Annotated in this window: 18 protein-coding genes and 1 tRNA gene; 7 read left to right on the top strand and 12 right to left on the bottom strand. The window is 69.3% G+C overall.

Annotation, left to right across the window (positions count from 1 at the left end):
- Window positions 1-17: 17 nt before the first annotated feature.
- Both OG395_RS29535 and nth read right to left on the bottom strand, forming a co-directional pair.
- Complete coding sequence (locus OG395_RS29535) at window positions 18-743, bottom strand: NUDIX hydrolase (RefSeq protein WP_327245633.1); 726 nt, start codon at window positions 741-743, stop codon at window positions 18-20.
- Window positions 744-802: 59 nt separating this feature from the next.
- Window positions 803-1,690, bottom strand: coding sequence for an endonuclease III (gene nth / locus OG395_RS29530; RefSeq protein WP_327245632.1), 888 nt, complete (start codon window positions 1,688-1,690; stop codon window positions 803-805).
- Between the two features lie 313 nt (window positions 1,691-2,003).
- Here nth and OG395_RS29525 point away from each other — a divergent pair, with 313 nt between their 5' ends.
- Window positions 2,004-2,678: a Crp/Fnr family transcriptional regulator gene (locus tag OG395_RS29525; protein ID WP_030925113.1), complete on the top strand. Its 675-nt coding sequence runs from the start codon at window positions 2,004-2,006 to the stop codon at window positions 2,676-2,678.
- A gap of 122 nt (window positions 2,679-2,800) precedes the next feature.
- Here OG395_RS29525 and OG395_RS29520 read toward each other — a convergent pair whose 3' ends face one another.
- The 4 genes from OG395_RS29520 to OG395_RS29505 form a co-directional block, all read right to left on the bottom strand.
- On the bottom strand, window positions 2,801-3,631 hold the full coding sequence (locus tag OG395_RS29520) for an MBL fold metallo-hydrolase (RefSeq protein WP_266984220.1): 831 nt from the start codon (window positions 3,629-3,631) through the stop codon (window positions 2,801-2,803).
- Entirely contained in the window at window positions 3,628-4,542 is a 915-nt protein-coding gene (locus tag OG395_RS29515) for an NUDIX hydrolase (protein ID WP_327245631.1), read from the bottom strand. Before OG395_RS29515 ends, OG395_RS29520 begins: the two co-directional genes overlap by 4 nt.
- 171 nt (window positions 4,543-4,713) lie before the next feature.
- On the bottom strand, window positions 4,714-5,184 hold the full coding sequence (locus tag OG395_RS29510; RefSeq protein WP_266984217.1) for a RidA family protein: 471 nt from the start codon (window positions 5,182-5,184) through the stop codon (window positions 4,714-4,716).
- Window positions 5,184-5,342 (bottom strand): DUF4177 domain-containing protein, encoded by a 159-nt coding sequence (locus OG395_RS29505; RefSeq protein WP_019992579.1) that lies wholly within the window; start codon window positions 5,340-5,342, stop codon window positions 5,184-5,186. The genes OG395_RS29510 and OG395_RS29505 overlap by 1 nt, the downstream gene beginning before the upstream one ends.
- 71 nt (window positions 5,343-5,413) lie before the next feature.
- Here OG395_RS29505 and OG395_RS29500 point away from each other — a divergent pair, with 71 nt between their 5' ends.
- A complete protein-coding gene (locus tag OG395_RS29500) occupies window positions 5,414-6,400 on the top strand; it encodes an ArsA family ATPase (protein ID WP_327245630.1) in 987 nt (328 codons plus the stop codon).
- Window positions 6,397-7,767, top strand: coding sequence for an ArsA family ATPase (locus OG395_RS29495; protein WP_327245629.1), 1,371 nt, complete (start codon window positions 6,397-6,399; stop codon window positions 7,765-7,767). Before OG395_RS29500 ends, OG395_RS29495 begins: the two co-directional genes overlap by 4 nt.
- 32 nt (window positions 7,768-7,799) lie before the next feature.
- On the opposite strand, the gene OG395_RS29490 is transcribed toward OG395_RS29495, so the two are convergent.
- Window positions 7,800-8,147 carry a WhiB family transcriptional regulator gene (locus OG395_RS29490; protein ID WP_327245628.1) on the bottom strand — a complete coding sequence of 116 codons (348 nt, stop codon included), beginning with the start codon at window positions 8,145-8,147 and terminating at the stop codon, window positions 7,800-7,802.
- Between the two features lie 407 nt (window positions 8,148-8,554).
- Here OG395_RS29490 and OG395_RS29485 point away from each other — a divergent pair, with 407 nt between their 5' ends.
- A complete protein-coding gene (locus OG395_RS29485; RefSeq protein ID WP_327245627.1) occupies window positions 8,555-10,792 on the top strand; it encodes a transglycosylase domain-containing protein in 2,238 nt (745 codons plus the stop codon).
- Between the two features lie 82 nt (window positions 10,793-10,874).
- On the opposite strand, the gene OG395_RS29480 is transcribed toward OG395_RS29485, so the two are convergent.
- The gene (locus OG395_RS29480) at window positions 10,875-11,339 is read right to left on the bottom strand and encodes a GatB/YqeY domain-containing protein (protein ID WP_266984209.1); all 465 of its coding nucleotides are present in this window, start codon (window positions 11,337-11,339) and stop codon (window positions 10,875-10,877) included.
- Between the two features lie 79 nt (window positions 11,340-11,418).
- On the opposite strand from OG395_RS29480, the gene OG395_RS29475 reads away from it, so the two are divergent.
- The 3 genes from OG395_RS29475 to OG395_RS29465 all read left to right on the top strand — a co-directional run bounded on the left by OG395_RS29475 (window position 11,419) and on the right by OG395_RS29465 (window position 13,726).
- Window positions 11,419-12,357 (top strand): metallophosphoesterase, encoded by a 939-nt coding sequence (locus OG395_RS29475; protein ID WP_327245626.1) that lies wholly within the window; start codon window positions 11,419-11,421, stop codon window positions 12,355-12,357.
- A gap of 97 nt (window positions 12,358-12,454) precedes the next feature.
- Window positions 12,455-12,528 (top strand) — tRNA-Pro (locus OG395_RS29470).
- A 415-nt stretch (window positions 12,529-12,943) separates the two neighbouring features.
- Window positions 12,944-13,726 (top strand): DUF4118 domain-containing protein, encoded by a 783-nt coding sequence (locus OG395_RS29465; RefSeq protein ID WP_327245625.1) that lies wholly within the window; start codon window positions 12,944-12,946, stop codon window positions 13,724-13,726.
- Here the strand turns inward: OG395_RS29465 and kdpC are convergent.
- The 4 genes from kdpC to kdpF are packed head-to-tail and all read right to left on the bottom strand — an operon-like array spanning window position 13,671 to window position 18,255.
- Window positions 13,671-14,330, bottom strand: coding sequence for a potassium-transporting ATPase subunit KdpC (gene kdpC, locus OG395_RS29460; protein WP_327245624.1), 660 nt, complete (start codon window positions 14,328-14,330; stop codon window positions 13,671-13,673). The two genes, OG395_RS29465 and kdpC, sit on opposite strands and share 56 nt — an antisense overlap.
- Before the next feature lie 30 nt (window positions 14,331-14,360).
- Entirely contained in the window at window positions 14,361-16,490 is a 2,130-nt protein-coding gene (gene kdpB, locus OG395_RS29455) for a potassium-transporting ATPase subunit KdpB (protein ID WP_327245623.1), read from the bottom strand.
- Window positions 16,490-18,154 carry a potassium-transporting ATPase subunit KdpA gene (gene kdpA, locus OG395_RS29450; RefSeq protein WP_327245622.1) on the bottom strand — a complete coding sequence of 555 codons (1,665 nt, stop codon included), beginning with the start codon at window positions 18,152-18,154 and terminating at the stop codon, window positions 16,490-16,492. Before kdpA ends, kdpB begins: the two co-directional genes overlap by 1 nt.
- An 11-nt stretch (window positions 18,155-18,165) precedes the next feature.
- Window positions 18,166-18,255, bottom strand: coding sequence for a K(+)-transporting ATPase subunit F (kdpF, locus tag OG395_RS29445; protein WP_327245621.1), 90 nt, complete (start codon window positions 18,253-18,255; stop codon window positions 18,166-18,168).
- Between the last annotated feature and the right edge of the window lie 92 nt (window positions 18,256-18,347).

The raw sequence follows: 18,347 nt of genomic DNA, 5'->3' as shown, positions 1-18,347 counted from the left end.
GCACGGAAGTCAGCCTGTCATGCGCGCCAGTCGAGCGGCACCTGCCTGGTCCCGTCCCAGGGGCGCTCCCAGCCCGCGAAGTGCAGAATGCGGTCGATCACCCCGGCGGTGAAACCCCAGACCAGTGCCGATTCGACCAGGAATGCCGGGCCTCGGTGACCGCTGGGGTGCACCGTCGTCACCCGATTGGCCGGATCAGTGAGATCCGCCACGGGAACCGTGAAGACCCGGGCAGTCTCGGCCGGATCGACGACCCCGACCGGGCTCGGCGCCCGCCACCAGCCAAGTACAGGCGTGACGACGAAACTGCTCACCGGGATGTAGAGCCGGGGCAGCACAGCAAAGAGCTGAACGCCGCGCGGATCGAGTCCGGTCTCCTCCTCGGCCTCCCGCAGAGCCGCCCTGAGCGGTCCTGCGGTCGCCTGGTCGCCGTCCTCGGGGTCCAGGGCTCCCCCGGGGAAGGAGGGCTGCCCGGGGTGGGAACGCAGTGAGCCCGAGCGCTCCATCAGGAGCAGCTCGGGCCCTCGCTCGCCCTCACCGAACAGGACCAGGACGGCGGACTGCCGCCCGGCGCCGCTCTCGGGCGGCAGAAAGCGGCTGAGCTGCTGGGGCTCGATGGTCGGTGCGGCGAGGGCGACGGGCTCGAGCCACTCGGGCAGCCCGTCCGTCGAGACGGTGATCGCGTCGTCCCGGCCCACGCCTGCGGAGTGATCCTCCACGTGGCTCTGTTCGTGCGTCTTCATAGGCACCCCTCGTCTCACAACGCCTGCGGTCGCGCATTTCGTTCCGGAAGGGCGCTCCGTCACCCGGCGCCCAGCGCCGGAGCGGGCTTGCCCGGGTAGTCGGGCGGCGGGCTCAGCCGCTGGCCCGGCTGTCCGCCCATCTCGTACTTCAGGAGCTTCCGGGCCTTCTCCGGATCCGTCTCACCCTCGCCGTACGAGGGACAGAGCGGGGCGATCGGACAGGCGCCGCAGGCGGGCCTGCGGGCGTGGCAGATGCGGCGGCCGTGGAAGACGACGCGGTGCGAGAGCATCGTCCACTCGCTCTTGGGGAAGATCGCGGCGATCTCCGCCTCGACCTTCTCCGGGTCCTCCTGCTCCGTCCACTTCCAGCGGCGGACGAGCCGGCCGAAGTGGGTGTCGACCGTGATGCCGGGGACACCGAAGGCATTGCCGAGGACGACATTGGCGGTCTTGCGGCCGACGCCGGGCAGCGTGACGAGGTCCGCGAGCCGCCCCGGGACCTCACCGCCGAAGTTGTCCCTGAGGGCCGCGGAGAGCCCTATCAGCGACCTGGCCTTGGCCCGGAAGAAGCCGGTCGGCCGGATGACCTCCTCCAGCTCTTCGGGGACGGCCGCCGCCATGTCCTCGGGGGTCGGGTAGGCGGCGAACAGCGCGGGGGTGGTCTGGTTGACTCTCAGATCGGTGGTCTGGGCGGAGAGGACCGTGGCGACCAGGAGCTCGAAGGGGTTCCGGAAGTCCAGCTCCGGATGGGCGTACGGATAGACCTCGGCGAGCTCGCGGTTGATCCGGCGGGCGCGGCGGACCATCGCGAGGTGCGACTCCGGCTTCGCGGACTTTCCCGGCCTCACCGCTGCCCCGCCCGTCTGCTCGGACGCCCCGGACGCCTTCGCCGATGCCCCGGCCTTCTTTGCGGACCCCTTGGACTTCCCGGACCCGCCGGACGTCACCGACTCCCGGGGTGGGCGTTTTGCGGCTTTTGCCGGTTGGCTCGTAGACTGTTCGCCCACAGCGGAATTACGGTCTTCCGACACCCCATCAACCCCCTTGGCCTGCGCTCTCACCGGCTTGTTGGACACCCGGCCAGCCTAGAGCCAGGCACTGACATCCGCCCCGGTCACTGTGGATCCATCCCCAATCGGCCCCCTGCCGCACGATGGGGCGCGCCCGTGCGTCAAACTGGTTTGTGATTGATCGCACTGTTTTACCGTCCGGCATGATGGGGACCACGGTTCCCTGAACAGGCCGACAAGGAGAGAACTCGTGGACGACGTTCTGCGGCGCGCCCCGCTTTTCGCGGCGCTCGATGACGAGCAGGCCGCGGAGCTCCGCGCCTCGATGAGTGAGGTGACCCTCGCACGCGGCGACGCTCTCTTCCACGAGGGCGACCAGGGTGACCGCCTGTACGTGGTCACCGAGGGCAAGGTGAAGCTCCACCGCACGTCCCCCGACGGGCGCGAGAACATGCTGGCCGTCCTCGGCCCCGGCGAGCTGATCGGTGAGCTGTCGCTCTTCGACCCGGGCCCCCGCACCGCCACCGCCACCGCGCTGACCGAGGTCAAGCTCCTCGGCCTCGGCCACGGCGACCTGCAGCCCTGGCTGAACGCCCGCCCCGAGGTGGCTACGGCCCTGCTGCGCGCTGTCGCCCGCCGACTGCGCAAGACCAACGACCAGATGTCCGACCTGGTCTTCTCCGACGTGCCGGGCCGTGTCGCCCGCGCCCTCCTCGACCTGTCGCGCCGGTTCGGCGTCCAGTCGGAGGAAGGCATCCACGTCGTCCACGACCTGACCCAGGAAGAGCTGGCCCAGCTGGTCGGCGCCTCCCGCGAGACGGTCAACAAGGCGCTTGCCGACTTCGCGGGCCGCGGCTGGCTCCGCCTGGAGGCACGCGCCGTGATCCTGCTGGATGTGGAGCGCCTGGCGAAGCGTTCGCGCTAGCCAGCCCCCCTCACGACGCGAGAGGCCCCGCCGGACGGCGGGGCCTCTCGCGCGTCACGGTGGCTCGGCCACGTGTCGGCGCCTCGCAGCCCCGATATCAGCGCCATGGGCGTAACAGCGGCTCAGATCAGCCCGTGCTCGCCCAGATACTCCAGCTGCGCCCGCACCGACAGCTCCGCCGCGGGCCACAGAGACCGGTCCACGTCCGCGTACACGTACGCCACCACCTCCGTGGCCGAGCGGTGCCCGGCCTCCACCGCCGTCTCCACCTGGGCGAGCCGGTGCGCGCGGTGGGCGAGATAGAACTCGACCGCGCCCTGTGCGTCGTCCAGGACCGGACCGTGCCCCGGCAGCACCGTGTGCACCCCGTCGTCGACCGTCAGCGAGCGCAGCCGCCGCAGCGAGTCGAGGTAGTCGCCGAGCCGCCCGTCCGGGTGCGCGACGAGCGTGGTGCCACGCCCGAGGATCGTGTCGCCGGTCAGCACCGCCCGGTCGGCGGGCAGATGGAAGGAGAGCGAGTCGGAGGTATGCCCCGGGGTCGGGACCACCCGCAACTCGAGCCCTCCGGTGGTGATCACGTCGCCCGTCGTCAGCCCCTCCTCGCCGAGCCGCAGCGCCGGGTCCAACGCCCGCACCGTCGTACGGGTCAGCTCGGCGAAGCGCGCCGCGCCCTCCGCGTGGTCGGGGTGACCGTGGGTGAGGAGCGTGAGGCCGATCCGCCGGCCGGCGCGCTCTGCGGTGTCGATGACGGCCTGCAGATGGCTGTCGTCCAGAGGGCCCGGGTCGATGACGACCGCGAGGTCGGAGTCGGGCTCGGCGACGATCCAGGTGTTGGTGCCGTCGAGCGTCATCGCCGAGGCGTTGGGGGCGAGAACGTTGACCGTACGGGCGGTCGCGGGGCCGGAGAGGACCCCACCGCGCGGCTGCCCGGGCAGCGCTGCTGCGTCGCTCATGCGGAACCATCTCCGGTCGGGATGTGCTTGGTGAATTCGTCGTGCCCCGGCCAGCTCAGCACCAGTTCACCGTCCTCCAGCCGCGCCTGCGCGAGTACGGGAGTGAGGTCCTGGGAGGACGCGGCCTTCAGCGCCTCGGCAGCGGTGCCGTACGGGCGCAGCTGACGCAGCGTCGACACGGTCGGCGGCATCATGAGCAGCTCGCCCCGGTCGTATCCGTCGGTGGCTTCCGCCGGGGAGATCCATAGCGCGAGGTCGGCCTCGGTGGAGGCGGAGGGGGCACCTCCCGTGCCTTCGGGGCCATGGGAGAGGGTGCGCTGACCCTCGGGAAGCGCGGCGACGAAGAACCATGTGTCGTAGCGCCGGGGTTCGAACTCCGGCGTGATCCAGCGCGCCCACGCCCCGAGCAGATCGGAGCGGAGCACGAGCCCGCGCCGGTCCAGGAACTCGGCGAAGGACAGCTCGCGGGCGACGAGGGCCTCGCGGTCCGCCTCCCAGTCGGCGCCCGTGGTGTCGCTGACGACGGTGTCGGCGGTCGGCCCGGCGAGGAGGACACCCGATTCCTCGTACGTCTCGCGGACCGCCGCGCAGACGATGGCCTGCGCCTCGGTGACCGTACGGACGCCGAGCCGCTCGGCCCAGAGCTCCAGCGCGGGTCCGGCCCAGCCGACGAGGCGGTCGTCGTCGCGCGGGTCGACGCCGCCACCCGGATAGGCGTACGCACCCCCGGCAAAAGCCATGGAGGTGCGGCGGCGCAGCATGTGGACGGTGGGCCCGCCCTCGGTGTCAGCGGGGTCCCGGAGCAGCATCACGGTGGCCGCGCGCCGGGGCGTCGCGGCCGTGAGCTCACCTGCGGCAAGTGCCCGGATCCGGTCGGGCCATTCCGGTGGGTACCACTGACCATTGGACATGGCCGGAGGCTATCCGGAACCGCGACGATGTTCGAGAGGCAGCAAGGGGCGCACGGGGCGCGACGGGCTTCAGGCGTGGACTCTGGGCCGTGAAACGCGTGATCCCGTCCGGTCGCACGGACCGGACGGGATCACGGATCACGGAGGTACCCGCCTCACTGCGGCAGCGGCTCAGGCCCCGTCCAGCTCGACCTGCACCTCGACCTCGACCGGCGCGTCCAGCGGCAGCACCGCGACACCCACGGCGCTGCGCGCGTGCACGCCCTTGTCGCCGAGCGCCGCGCCCAGCAGCTCGCTCGCACCGTTGATCACGGCGGGCTGCCCGGTGAAGTCGGAGGCCGAGGCGACGAAGCCCACGACCTTCACGACCCGCTTGATCCGGTCCAGGTCGCCCGCGACCGACTTCACGGCGGCCAGCGCGTTGAGCGCGCAGGTCCTGGCCAGTTCCTTGGCCTCGTCCGGCGTGACTTCCGCACCGACCTTGCCGGTGACCGGAAGCTTGCCCTCCACCATGGGCAGCTGGCCCGATGTGTACACGTACACCCCGGACTGGACGGCCGGTTGATACGAGGCGAGCGGCGGTACGACGTCCGGCAGCGTCAACCCGAGTTCGGCGAGCTTCGCCTCGACGGCGCCCGCCACTACGGCTTCTCCCGCTTCAGGTAGGCCACGAGCTGCTCGGGGTTGTTCGGGCCGGGAACGACCTGGACCAGCTCCCAGCCGTCCTCGCCCCAGGTGTCCAGAATCTGCTTCGTCGCGTGCACGAGAAGGGGCACGGTCGCGTATTCCCACTTGGTCATAGGCCGACTGTAATGCCTGGCACGTACGGGCTCGTGCGTAGCCCGGGGCCGTACTGGTTAGGCTCGAATACGTGAGCAGGTTCCAGGTCGTCAGCGGCAAGGGCGGTACCGGTAAGACCACGGTCGCCGCCGCCCTCGCGCTCGCCCTCGCGACCGAGGGCAAGCGCACTCTCCTCGTCGAGGTCGAGGGCAGGCAGGGCATCGCCCAGCTCTTCGAGGCGGATTCCCTTCCGTACGAGGAGCGCAAGATCGCAGTCTCGCCGGGCGGCGGCGAGGTGTACGCCCTCGCGATCGACGCGGAGCGTGCGCTCCTCGACTACCTCCAGATGTTCTACAAGCTCGGCAGCGCGGGCCGGGCGCTCAAGAAGCTCGGTGCGATCGACTTCGCCACGACGATCGCGCCCGGTGTACGGGACGTGCTGCTGACGGGCAAGGCCTGCGAAGCCGTGCGCCGCAAGGACAAGCAGGGCCGGTACAGCTACGACTACGTGATCATGGATGCGCCGCCCACCGGCCGCATCACGCGCTTCCTCAATGTGAACGACGAGGTGGCGGGGCTGGCCCGGATCGGCCCGATACACAATCAGGCGCAGGCCGTGATGCGGGTGCTGAAGTCCCCGGAGACAGCGGTCCACCTGGTGACGCTGCTGGAGGAGATGCCGGTCCAGGAGACCGCGGACAGCGTCGCGGAGCTGCGGGCGGCCGAACTGCCGGTGGGCCGGGTCATCGTGAACATGGTGCGGCCGCACTTGCTGGACGAGGACGCGCTGCGTACCGCCTCGGGGGGCCGCCGCAAGGAGATCGCCAAGACGCTCACCCGGGCGGGCGTGACCGGGTCCGCGGCGCTGGTACGTCCGCTGATCGAGCAGGCTTCCGAGCATGCCCAGCGGGTCGAGCTGGAGCGCGAGCAGCGCGCGGTCCTCGCGGATCTGGACCTGCCGACCAACGAACTTCCGCTGATCGGCGAAGGCGTGGACCTGCCCGGCCTGTACGACCTGGCGGTCGAACTCCGCAAGCAGGGCATGGGCGACGAGGCGGGCCAAGGGGTGGGTGCATGAGAGCGGGTACGGAACCGGGCACCGATGCGCGTACGGACGCCGGTACAGGCACAGCCACGGGCACCGCGCCCGTGCTGGACACCGACGCGCTGCTCGACGATCCGGACATCCGGATCATCGTGTGCTGCGGCTCGGGCGGTGTCGGCAAGACCACGACCGCGGCGGCGCTGGGCGTACGGGCCGCCGAGCGCGGCCGGAAGGTCGTCGTCCTCACCATCGATCCGGCCCGCAGGCTCGCCCAGTCGATGGGCATCCTCTCGCTGGACAACGTCCCGCGCCGGGTGCCGGGCATCGAGAGCGCCGGTGAGGGCGGCGGTGAACTGCACGCCATGATGCTCGACATGAAGCGGACCTTCGACGAGATCGTCGAGGCGCACGCGGAGGGCGAGCGGGCGCGCGCGATCCTGGAGAACCCCTTCTACCAGTCCCTGTCGGCCGGTTTCGCAGGCACGCAGGAGTACATGGCGATGGAGAAGCTGGGGCAGCTGCGGGCGCGCAACGAGTGGGACCTGATCGTCGTCGACACCCCGCCGTCGCGTTCCGCGCTGGACTTCCTGGACGCGCCCAAGCGGCTCGGCTCGTTCCTGGACGGGAAGTTCATCAAATTGCTGATGGCTCCGGCGAAGATGGGCGGCCGGGCCGGGATGAAGTTCCTCAACGTCGGCATGTCGATGATGACCGGGACGCTCGGCAAGCTGCTGGGTGGCCAGTTCCTGCGTGACGTACAGACGTTCGTCGCGGCGATGGACACCATGTTCGGTGGCTTCCGGACCCGGGCGGATGCCACGTACAGACTGCTGCAGGCGCCCGGCACGGCGTTCCTCGTCGTCGCGACACCGGAACGGGACGCGCTGCGCGAGGCCGCCTACTTCGTGGAACGGCTGGCCGCGGAGGACATGCCCCTGGCCGGTCTGGTCCTCAACCGGGTCCACGGCAGTGACGCCGCCCGGCTCTCCGCCGAGCGCGCCCTGACAGCCGCAGAAAATCTTGACGACATCGGCATTGTGGATCAGACCACCGGGAAGGCTGGACTTCGTGACCCGGCCGACTCGGCAGTCACCTCTCCCGAAGACCCCGAGTCGCCGCCCTCCCCCGCCCGTTCCGAGGACACCCAGGATGCTGACACCGAACCAGAGGCTGACGCCGTCTCCGTCGAGCAGCTGACCGCAGGCCTGCTGCGGCTGCACGCTGAACGCATGCAGGTGGTCGCGCGCGAACAGCGCACCCGCGACCGCTTCACCGCACTGCACCCCGAGGTCGCCGTGACCGAAGTCGCGGCGCTGCCCGGAGATGTGCACGACCTCGCAGGACTGCGGGCCGTCGGGGACCGGCTCGCGACCGATTCCGCTCCGGCCGGAGCTGCGTAACTCACCCGGACGGCCGGGTGGACCCCGGCGGTCTACCCCACGGCGGCGTAGGTCTCGTGCAGTTCGTCGTGCAGACCGATGGCCACCGGCAGGATGCCCGTCGACCGCTCGTACTCACTGCGAGCGGTCTCCAACAGCCGGCGCCAGGACGTGACGGTGGGTCGCCTGCGCAGCAGCGCGCGACGCTCCCGTTCCGTCATTCCGCCCCACACGCCGAATTCGACGCGATTGTCCAGCGCATCGGCCAGGCACTCGGTCCGCACCGGGCAACCGGTGCACACCGCCTTGGCCCTGTTCTGCGCTGCCCCTTGTACGAACAGTTCATCCGGATCGGTAGTGCGGCAGGCTGCCTGCGCACTCCAGTCGGTTACCCAGCCCATCCCGGCGCCGTCCTCTCCCGAATCGAGGCTCCCCCACGGCGGTAGCGGCATATTCACCGCTGCCAGTTGAGGACGTTACGGAAGGTGGCGACAGCACAACACCCCCTTCGGGCCCAATCTTGAATGGCCCGAACGGACTATGCGTACGCGGCAGATCACCCAGGGGAGTGAGGTGAGGACATACAAGAATATCCCGTCAAAATAGGGACAATTTACCCGAGTCGCAACGGGCGTTCGATGACACATGGGGCGAATTCGGGGCGCCCGATGTGCCGGCCGACCCGAGGCTGGGTCACGGCCGAGTGCTGCATGGGGGTTGATACGGAACCGGACTGCTGTGACAGTTGTGAGCAGCTTAGGCCAAGGCATATACGCGTGTCCGGCGAATGAGAACGTAGGCTGCCCCCATGCCAAAGAACCGCTCGGGCGGGGGTCTCACCGCGACCCAGCAGGCCGCCAAGTTCCTCGGTGTCGCCGCACTCTCCGGAGTCGTGCTCGCAGGCATCGCGCTGCCGGCCGCCGGAGCACTGGGGCTCGCCGCGAAGGGGACGGTCGAGGGATTCGACGAGATCCCGGCCAACCTCAAGACTCCGCCGCTGAGCCAGCGCACCAAGATCCTGGACAGCAAGGGCGGCATGCTCGCGACGGTCTACTCGCGTGACCGCACCGTCGTGCCGCTGAAGGACATCTCCCCGTACATGCAGAAGGCGATCATCGCGATCGAGGATGCCCGCTTCTACCAGCACGGGGCGGTCGACCTCAAGGGCATCCTGCGCGCGATGAACCGCAACGTACAGGCGGGCGGGACCGCGCAGGGCGCGTCGACCCTCACCCAGCAGTACGTGAAGAACGTCTTCGTCGAGGAGGCGGGCGACGACCCGGACAAGGTCGCACAGGCCACCCAGCAGACGATGGGCCGCAAGATCCAGGAACTGAAGTACGCGATCCAGGTCGAGGAGGAGCTCGGCAAGAAGAAGATCCTGGAGAACTACCTCAACATCACGTTCTTCGGGCAGCAGGCGTACGGCATCGAAGCGGCCTCCCAGCGCTACTTCTCCAAGTCGGCGAAGGACCTGAAGCTGGAGGAGGCCGCCCTGCTGGCCGGCATCGTCCAGTCGCCGAGCCGCTACGACCCGGTCAACGACGCGGAGGAGGCGACCAAGCGTCGCAACACCGTGCTCCAGCGGATGGCGGATGTCGGGGACATCACTCGCACGGCGGCGGAGAAGGCGCAGGCGACTCCGATCAAGCTGAGGGTCAGCAAGCCGAAGAACGGCTGCATCACGGCCGTCAGCGGGGCCTCCTTCTTCTGTGACTACGTCCGCAAGGTCTTCCTCACCGACCCGGTCTACGGCAAGACGCAGGAGGAGCGGGCCAAGGTCTGGAACCAGGGCGGACTCACGATCCGCACGACGCTCGACCCGCAGGCGCAGGCGGGCGTGCAGGACTCGATCAAGAGTCACGTCTACAAGACGGACAAGGTCGCCACTGCCGTGACACTGGTCCAGCCCGGCACCGGCAAGATCATGGGCATGGGCCAGTCCAAGCCGTACGGTTTCGGGGCGAACGAGACCCAGTACAACTACTCGGTCAACAAGGACATGGGCGGCTCGAACTTCGGCTTCCCGACCGGGTCGACGTTCAAGCCGTTCCTCGCCGCGGCGGCCATAGAGGGTGGCAGGCCTGCGACGCAGATGTACTCGTCGCCGTACGAGATGGACTACCCCGACACGGTTCAGACCTGCGGGAAGCCGTGGGTCAACAACACCGTGCCGAAGTATCACCTGAAGAACGAGAGCGAGTCCGAGGAGGGGCCGTACGCCCTCAAGGAAGCGATGGCGAAGTCGGTCAACACCTACTTCGTCCAGATGCTCCAGGACATCGGCATGTGCCCGGTCTCCCAGATGACCGACAAGCTCGGTGTGGTGCAGGGAGACGGCACCAAACTGCCGCAGAACCCGTCCACACTGACCCTCGGCTCCAACGGCCTCTCACCGCTCACAATGGCCAGCGCGTATGCCGCCTTCGCCAACCAGGGCACGTACTGCACGCCGATCGCCATCGAGGCGGTCAGGACGGCGGACGGCAAGTCGCTCCCGGTACCGAAGACCACCTGCTCGCAGGCGATGTCGCAGACGACGGCCGACACCGTCAACACCCTGCTGCGCGGTGTGATCGACTCCGGTACCGGTCAGCAGGCCGGCCTGCAGAGCCGCGACAACGCGGGCAAGACGGGTACGACCGACCGCCGTTTGAACGCCTGGTTCGTCGGCTACACGCCGAACATGTCCGGCGCGGTCTGGGTCGGCAGCCCGTCCCAGAGCGTCGAGATGGAGGGCGTCACCATCGGTGGCGTGTACCAGGACAAGGTGTACGGCGGCCAGGTCCCCGGACCGATCTGGCGCGACGCCATGACGAACGCCCTCAACGGACTGCCCGCCCCGTCGTTCAACACCATCGACATCCCGGACCCGCCGGACAACACGGACGAGGGCCCGGGCAGGGGCCGGGACAGGGGCCGGGACAGGAGGCGGGACAGGGGCGACGGCAACAACCCGTTCCCCGGCGTCAGCATCCCGCCGGACTTCCTCGGCGGGAACAACGGAGCCCAGCGCCCGGGTAACGGCGGCACGAAGGGTCCCTGACCGGCCGCTCGGTCCATGAACGAGGAGGTGGGGTGATCCGGAACATTCCGGGTCACCCCACCTCCTCGTATGTACGGTCCGCTCAGCCCGCGAGGAGCTTCTTCACCGCGGCGGCCACCCGGCCGCCGTCCGCGCGCCCCGCGACCTTCGGGTTCACGATCTTCATGACGGCGCCCATCGCCCGCGGCCCCTCGGCGCCGGCGGCCTTCGCCTCGTCGACCGCCGAGGCGACGATCGCACCCAGCTCGTCGTCACTGAGCTGCTTCGGCAGGTACGCGTCGAGCAGCTCGCCCTCCGCCTTCTCGCGCTCGGCCTGCTCCGTCCGGCCGCCCTGGGCGAAGGCCTCGGCCGCCTCGCGGCGCTTCTTCGCCTCCTTGGCGATGACCTTCTGCACCTCGTCGTCGGAGAGCTCACGCGATGTCTTGCCGCTGACCTCCTCCTTGGTGATCGCGGTGAGGGTCAGCCGGAGCGTCGACGAGGTCAGCTCGTCGCGCGCCTTCATGGCCGTGGTGAGGTCTTCCTTGAGCTTGGACTTGAGCGTGGTCATGTGCTGATTGTGGCAGGTGCGGGGTGGCCACCGCCTGCCGGTTTCCCTGTCACCGCATCGTGTCTGCGACGATGGGCACATGCGCGCACGCTACGGAGTACCCCTGAAAGTCACGGCAGTCGGCGCAGCGGTGGGCGCCGCCGGGCTCGCTTACGCAGCAGGTTTCGAAGCCCGCTCGTTCCGGCTCCGACGGGTCGCCACCCCCGTACTCCCGCGCGGAGCACGCCCGTTGCGCGTCCTGCAGGTCTCCGACATCCACATGGTGACCGGCCAGCGCAAGAAGCGCGGCTGGCTGCAGTCGCTGGCCGGCCTGCGCCCGGACTTCGTCGTCAACACCGGCGACAACCTCTCCGACCCGGAGGCCGTACCGGAGCTGCTGGACGCGCTCGGTCCGCTGATGGAGTTCCCGGGTGTGTACGTCTTCGGCTCCAACGACTACTACGGCCCCAAGCTCCGTAACCCGGCCCGCTACCTCTTCGAGAAGGCCCAGGGCAAGCACGGCCTCAACGGCAACGCCCCCGCGGTCGGCGTCGTCCACAACCCGTGGAAGCCGATGCGCGATGCGTTCGACGAGGCGGGCTGGCTGGACCTGAGCAACACCCGGGGCCGCCTCAAGCTCGACGGCCTGGAGCTCGCCTTCACCGGCCTCGACGACCCGCACATCAAGCGCGACAGGTACGCGGAGGTCTCGGGCGGCCCCGAGACGGGCGCCGATCTGTCCATCGGCGTGGTCCACGCCCCGTACCTGCGCACCCTCGACGCCTTCACCGCGGACGGCTACCCGCTGATCCTGGCGGGGCACACCCATGGCGGCCAGCTCTGCATCCCCTTCTACGGGGCTCTGGTCACCAACTGCGACCTGGACACGGACCGGGTCAAGGGGCTCTCCAGCCACACGGTCGGCGACCGGCGCGCCTACCTCCACGTCTCCGCAGGCTGCGGTACCAACCGCTACACCCCGGTCCGCTTCGCCTGCCCGCCCGAGGCGACCCTGCTGACGCTGACGCCCCGCGACTGAAACCCGGGGCGCCTCGCCCACCGGGACAGAAACCGGATTTCGCCTCCGGGCGCCGGTGGGCTAAAGTAATCGATGTCGCCGGGAGACCGGCGGCGATCGGGGTGTAGCGCAGCTTGGCAGCGCGCTTCGTTCGGGACGAAGAGGTCGTGGGTTCAAATCCCGCCACCCCGACAGCTGAAACACCAGGTCAAGGGCTTGATCCTCTCTGAGGGTCAGGCCCTTCCTGCGTCTCCGGTGATCGTTCGGGAGAAATCCGGGAGAAGATCTTGGTCGGTGTCTCCCGGGCGGCGGCCCGGCGCCCCGTCCTGAGACGCGCCATGGGCCGGCTCGCGTCCTACGCGTCCGCGAATCCGAGGCGGCGTGGAGCCGGAGCCTCGACCTGAGCAGGACCGCAGACCAGTGAGCCTGCAGTCGGCGGCCTCGTGAGGGAAAGAACCCCGGGGGGTCCACACCGAACTGGTCAGCAGCCACGCACTCGCCTCGCACGGAAGGTGCCGTGCGGCGACATCAAGTTCGCGTCAAAGCGGTGCGGAAGGGAGCGCAAGGGTGCTCACCTGCGGCTATACCTGAGGTGGAGGTGAGTGTGATGCTCTGGCACCTCACCCGGAACCGGATCGCGGTCGTGGCCGCACTCGCGGCACCGCCGGCGGTATGCGCGTTGCTGGTGCCCTTCCGGACCTCGCTGTCCGCTGCCAACTCGGCACTGGTGCTCGTTGCCGTGGTGGTGGCGGTGGCCGTTCTCGGTCACCGTGCCGCCGGCGCACTGGCAGCCGTGTCCGCGGCGGTGTGGCTCGACTTCTTCCTCACCGAGCCCTACGGGCGATTCGCCATCACCAAGTCCAGCGACATCGCCACCGCCGTGCTGCTGCTGCTCGTGGGCGTCACTGTCTCCCAGCTCGCGGCCCGAGCCCGGGAGCTGAAGGTGATCGCCATCACGGACGACGACTACCTGGCGCAGATCCACCACACGGCGCGGCTCGTCGAGACCGCCACCGGCCCGCAGATCGTGGTCGATCACGTGAGCCGGCAACTGGTGGGACTTCTCGGCCTGCGCGGCTGCCGCTTCGAATACGGCACCCTCATCGGGCACCCGCCCCGTCTGCTGGACAACGGGACCATCAGCTGGGGCCGTCGGCGTTGGGACGCCGACCGGGACGGTCTGCCGGACGAGGAGCTGGAGTTGCGGGTCGTCCACAATGGGCACTTCCACGGCCGGTTCATGCTTCGGGCCGCACCGGGCGCCGCCCCGTCGCTCGCAGCTCGCCTGGTCGCGGTGACCCTCGCCACCCAGGTCGGGGTGGCCTTCGACGCCGTCAGCGACCTGCCCGGAGGGCACCTGGGTGGCCGAGCCGGGTCAGAGCATGGTTGAGCTCGACGACGTTGACGCGTGGCTGCCCCAGGAAGCCCAGTTCCCGTCCCTGGACGTGCTGGGTGACCACGCTCCTGACCTGGGCGGGGGCGAGGTGGCGTGCCTTCGCGACGCGGTCGATCTGTTCGTACGCGTAGGCCGGGGAGATCGCCGGATCGAGGCCCGAACCACTGGCCGTGACGGCGTCCGCCGGGACGGACGCGGGGGAGACACCGTCGAAGGCGGCCACGGCGGCCCGGCGTGCCCGGATGTCCGCGATCAGTTTCGTGCTGTTAGGACCGAGGTTGGAGGCTCCGGAGTTCGTCGGATCGTAGCCGCCGACGGATGGGCGGGGCTGGAACCAGGCGGGGTCGGGTCGCGGCACCTCGTTCGGATCGTGGGGGTTCTTCTTCGGCAGGGTGAAGTTCTGGCCGATCAGGCTGGAGGCCACCACTTGGCCGTTGGTGGCCAGCGGGGAGCCGTTGGCCTCGTGGGAGAAGCCGGTCTGGGCGATCGCGGTGACGAGCAGCGGATACGCCACGCCCGTGACCACGGTGAACACGAGCAGCATCCGCAGTGCCGCCAGATGGTGGCGGAGCACGGCGGGGAGGACGGGGGGCGCCATGGAGGGCCTTCTCCTGTCGTTGGCCGGCTGTCAGCGCAGGCCGGGGATGAACTGGATGACGAGGTCGAGCAGTTTGATGCCGATGAAGGGCAGAACGAGCCCGCCGAGCCCGTACATCCAGATGTTTCGGCCGAGCAGCTCGGCCGCGGATGACGGGCGGTAGCGCACACCACGCAGCGCGAGCGGGATCAACGCGATGATGATCAGAGCGTTGAAGACGATCGCGGAGGCGATCGCCGACGTCGGGCCGTGCAGGCGCATGATGTTGAGCCTGTCGAGGCCCGGATAGACGCCGGCGAACATCGCCGGGATGATCGCGAAGTACTTTGCGACGTCGTTGGCGATCGAGAACGTCGTCAGCGCGCCACGGGTGATCAGCAGCTGCTTGCCGATCTCCACGATCTCGATGAGCTTGGTGGGGTTGGAGTCCAGGTCCACCATGTTCCCGGCCTCCTTGGCGGCCGAGGTGCCGGTGTTCATGGCGACGCCCACGTCCGCCTGTGCGAGGGCCGGCGCGTCGTTGGTGCCGTCTCCCGTCATCGCGACCAGCTTGCCGCCCTCCTGTTCGCGTCTGATCAGCGCCATCTTGTCCTCGGGTGTGGCCTCGGCAAGGAAGTCGTCCACACCGGCTTCCTGGGCGATGGCGTACGCGGTGAGCGGGTTGTCGCCCGTGATCATGACGGTCCTGATGCCCATGCGGCGCAGTTCGTCGAAGCGTTCCCGCATGCCCTCCTTGAGGATGTCCTTGAGGTGGATGACGCCCAGCACACGGGCGGTCCGCACGGTGCCGTGCCGTGACACCTGGCCCACGACCAGCGGGGTTCCTCCGCTCGCGGAGATGCCGTCGACGAGCTGCCCGACGTCGGCGGTGGGGTGCCCGCCGTTCTCGCGGACCCAGCGCATCACGGCGGTCGCCGCCCCCTTGCGCAGCGAGCGGCTCTCCCCCGAGTCGTCGAGGTCGACGCCGCTCATACGGCTCTGGGCGGTGAACGGGACGAACTCGGCCCGGTCCAGTTCCCCCGTGCCGCGGCCGCGCAGCGCGTAGCGCTGCTTGGCGAGGACGACGATCGACCGGCCCTCGGGTGTCTCGTCCGCGATCGAGGACAGCTGGGCGGCGTCGGCGAGCTCCTCCACGCTCACCCCGTGCACCGGCAGGAATTCCGCCGCCTGGCGGTTGCCCAGGGTGATGGTGCCGGTCTTGTCGAGCAGCAACGTGTTGACGTCGCCGGCGGCCTCCACGGCATGTCCGGACATCGCCAGGACATTGCGCTGGACGAGCCGGTCCATGCCGGCGATGCCGATGGCCGAGAGCAGCGCGCCGATCGTCGTCGGGATGAGGGCCACGACCAGGGCGACGAGGATGACGATGGGCTGCTCGGCACCCGCGAAGGCGGCGAAGGGCTGCAGGGTCGCCACGGCGATCAGGAAGATGATCGTGAGGGACGCGAGCAGGATGTTGAGCGCGATCTCGTTCGGGGTCTTCTGCCGGGACGCCCCCTCCACCAGGGCGATCATCCGGTCGATGAAGGTCTCTCCCGGCTTCGAGGTGATCTTCACGACGATCCGGTCCGAGAGCACTTTCGTGCCGCCCGTGACCGCCGACCGGTCGCCGCCGGACTCGCGGATCACCGGAGCGGACTCGCCCGTGATGGCCGATTCGTCGACGCTCGCGATGCCCTCGACCACATCGCCGTCGCCCGGGATGACCTGCCCGGCCTCGACGACCACCTGGTCCCCGAGCCGGAGGTCGACGCCCGGAACCTCCTCCTCCACGGTGTCGGTCGCGCCAGGCCGCCAGCCGACCAGCCGCCGCGCCGTCACGGTGGTCCGGGTACGGCGCAGGGTCTCCGCCTGCGCCTTGCCGCGGCCCTCCGCCACGGCTTCCGCAAGGTTGGCGAAGACGGACGTCAGCCACAGCCATGCCGTGATCACCCAGGCGAAGACGCTGGGCGTCCTGACCGCCGACAGTGTGGTCAGGACCGCGCCGACCTCCACCACGAACATCACCGGGTTGCGAACCATGAGGCGCGGATCCAGCTTGCGGAACGCGTCGGGAAGGGACCGCAGCAGTTGCTTCGGATCGAGCAGTCCGCCCGAGACCCGCTGCGGCTGACGGCCGGCGCCCTGCGGCGCGGGAGTGGAAACGGCGGTGGTGGGCATCAGTGCAGACCCTCCGCGAGGGGGCCCAGGGCGAGCGCCGGGAAATACGTCAGACCGACGACGATGAGGACCACGCCGGTCAGCAACCCGACGAACTGCGGGCGATGGGTGGGCAGGGTGCCCGCGGTGACCGGAACGGGCCGCTGTCCGGCGAGCGAGCCCGCCAGCGCCAGGACGAACACCATCGGCAGGAACCGGCCGAGGACCATGATCACTCCGAGAACGGTGTTGTACCAGACCGTGTTGGCGCTCAGGCCGGCGAACGCCGAGCCGTTGTTGTTCGCCACCGACGTGAGCGCGTACAGGACCTCCGAGAAGCCATGGGCCCCGGAGTTGAGCATGGCCGCCCGCTCGCCGGGGAACGCCATGGCCAGTCCCGCACCCACGAGCACCAGGGCGGGCGTGGTCAGGATGTAGAGCGAGGCGAACTTCATCTCCCGGCCGCGCAGCTTCTTGCCCAGGTACTCGGGCGTACGGCCGACCATCAGCCCGGCGACAAAGACGGCGACGACCGCCAGGATCAGGATCCCGTAGAGGCCGGAACCCGTACCGCCCGGCGCGATCTCGCCCAGCATCATGTCGAAGATCGTCATTCCGCCGCCGCCCGGCGTGTAGGAGTCATGGGCGGAGTTGACCGCCCCGCAGGACGTGAGGGTGGTGGACACCGCGAACAGCGCCGAGGCCCAGATCCCGAACCGTGTCTCCTTGCCCTCTGCCATCGCTCCGGCCGTATGGCCCGCAGTGCTGCTGAGACTGTGCAGCTCGTTGGCGGTCACGATGGCGACCGAGGCGGTCCAGATCACCGCCATCACGGCGACGATCGCGTAACCCTGGCGGTGATCGCCGACCATCGCCCCGAAGGTCCGCGGCAGCGAGAAGGAGATCACCAGCAGCAGATAGATCTCGATCAGGTTCGTCAGGGCGCCGGGGTTCTCGAAGGGGTGCGCGGAATTCGCGTTGTAGAAGCCGCCGCCGTTGGTGCCGAGCTCCTTGATGGCTTCCTGTGAGGCGACCGGACCACCGGTCAGCGTCTGGTGGCCGCCCGCGATGGTGGCGATGTCGTGGGCACCGTGGAAATTCTGGATGACGCCGGTAGCGACCAGGACGATCGCGAAGACGACGGACATGGGGAGCAGAACGCGTAGCACGATCCGGGTCACGTCCACCCAGAAGTTTCCGACGCGATCCGTCTGCTTTCTGGTGAAGCCACGGATCAGCGCGGCCACGACGGCGATGCCCACGGCAGCGGAGACGAAGTTCTGCACCGCCAGGCCCGCCATCTGCACCAGATGCCCCATCGCCGACTCACCCGAATACGCCTGCCAGTTGGTGTTCGTGACGAAGGACGCGGCCGTGTTGAACGACAGGTCCGCGCTGACCGGCTTCATTCCGAGGGAGAGCGGGAAATGGCTCTGCAGGCGCAGGAACCCGTACAGGAACAGCACCGACACCGCGGCGAAGGCCAGCACACTGCGCAGGTAGACGGACCACCGCTGGTCGACGTCGCCGTTCACGCCGCCTGCCCGGTAGATCAGGCGTTCCGCCCGCCAGTGGCGCTCACCGGTCAGAGCGCGAGCCATGTAGTCGCCCAGGGGGCGAAACGACAGCGCGAGCGCCACCACCAGGGCAATCACCTGGAGCCATCCGGCGAGAGTGTCGTCCATGCGGCTCTCCCCTAGAACTTCTCAGGAAAGATCAGGCAGAGGACCAGATAGATCACCAGGCACACGGCGACCACCAGGCCGACGACGTTGTCCACGCTCACAGGCGTCCGACTCCCTTGGCGACCAGGCCGATGAGGACGAACAGCAGAGCGGTCAGACCGACGTAGGCGACGTCCGGCATGCGCGAGGCACC

Origin of the sequence: Streptomyces sp. NBC_01320 (genome assembly GCF_035974375.1) — a bacterium.
GTDB lineage: Bacteria > Actinomycetota > Actinomycetes > Streptomycetales > Streptomycetaceae > Streptomyces > Streptomyces yanii.
The sequence above is the reverse complement of the archived record's forward strand: the minus strand, read 5'-3'. Positions and strand labels throughout refer to the sequence as shown.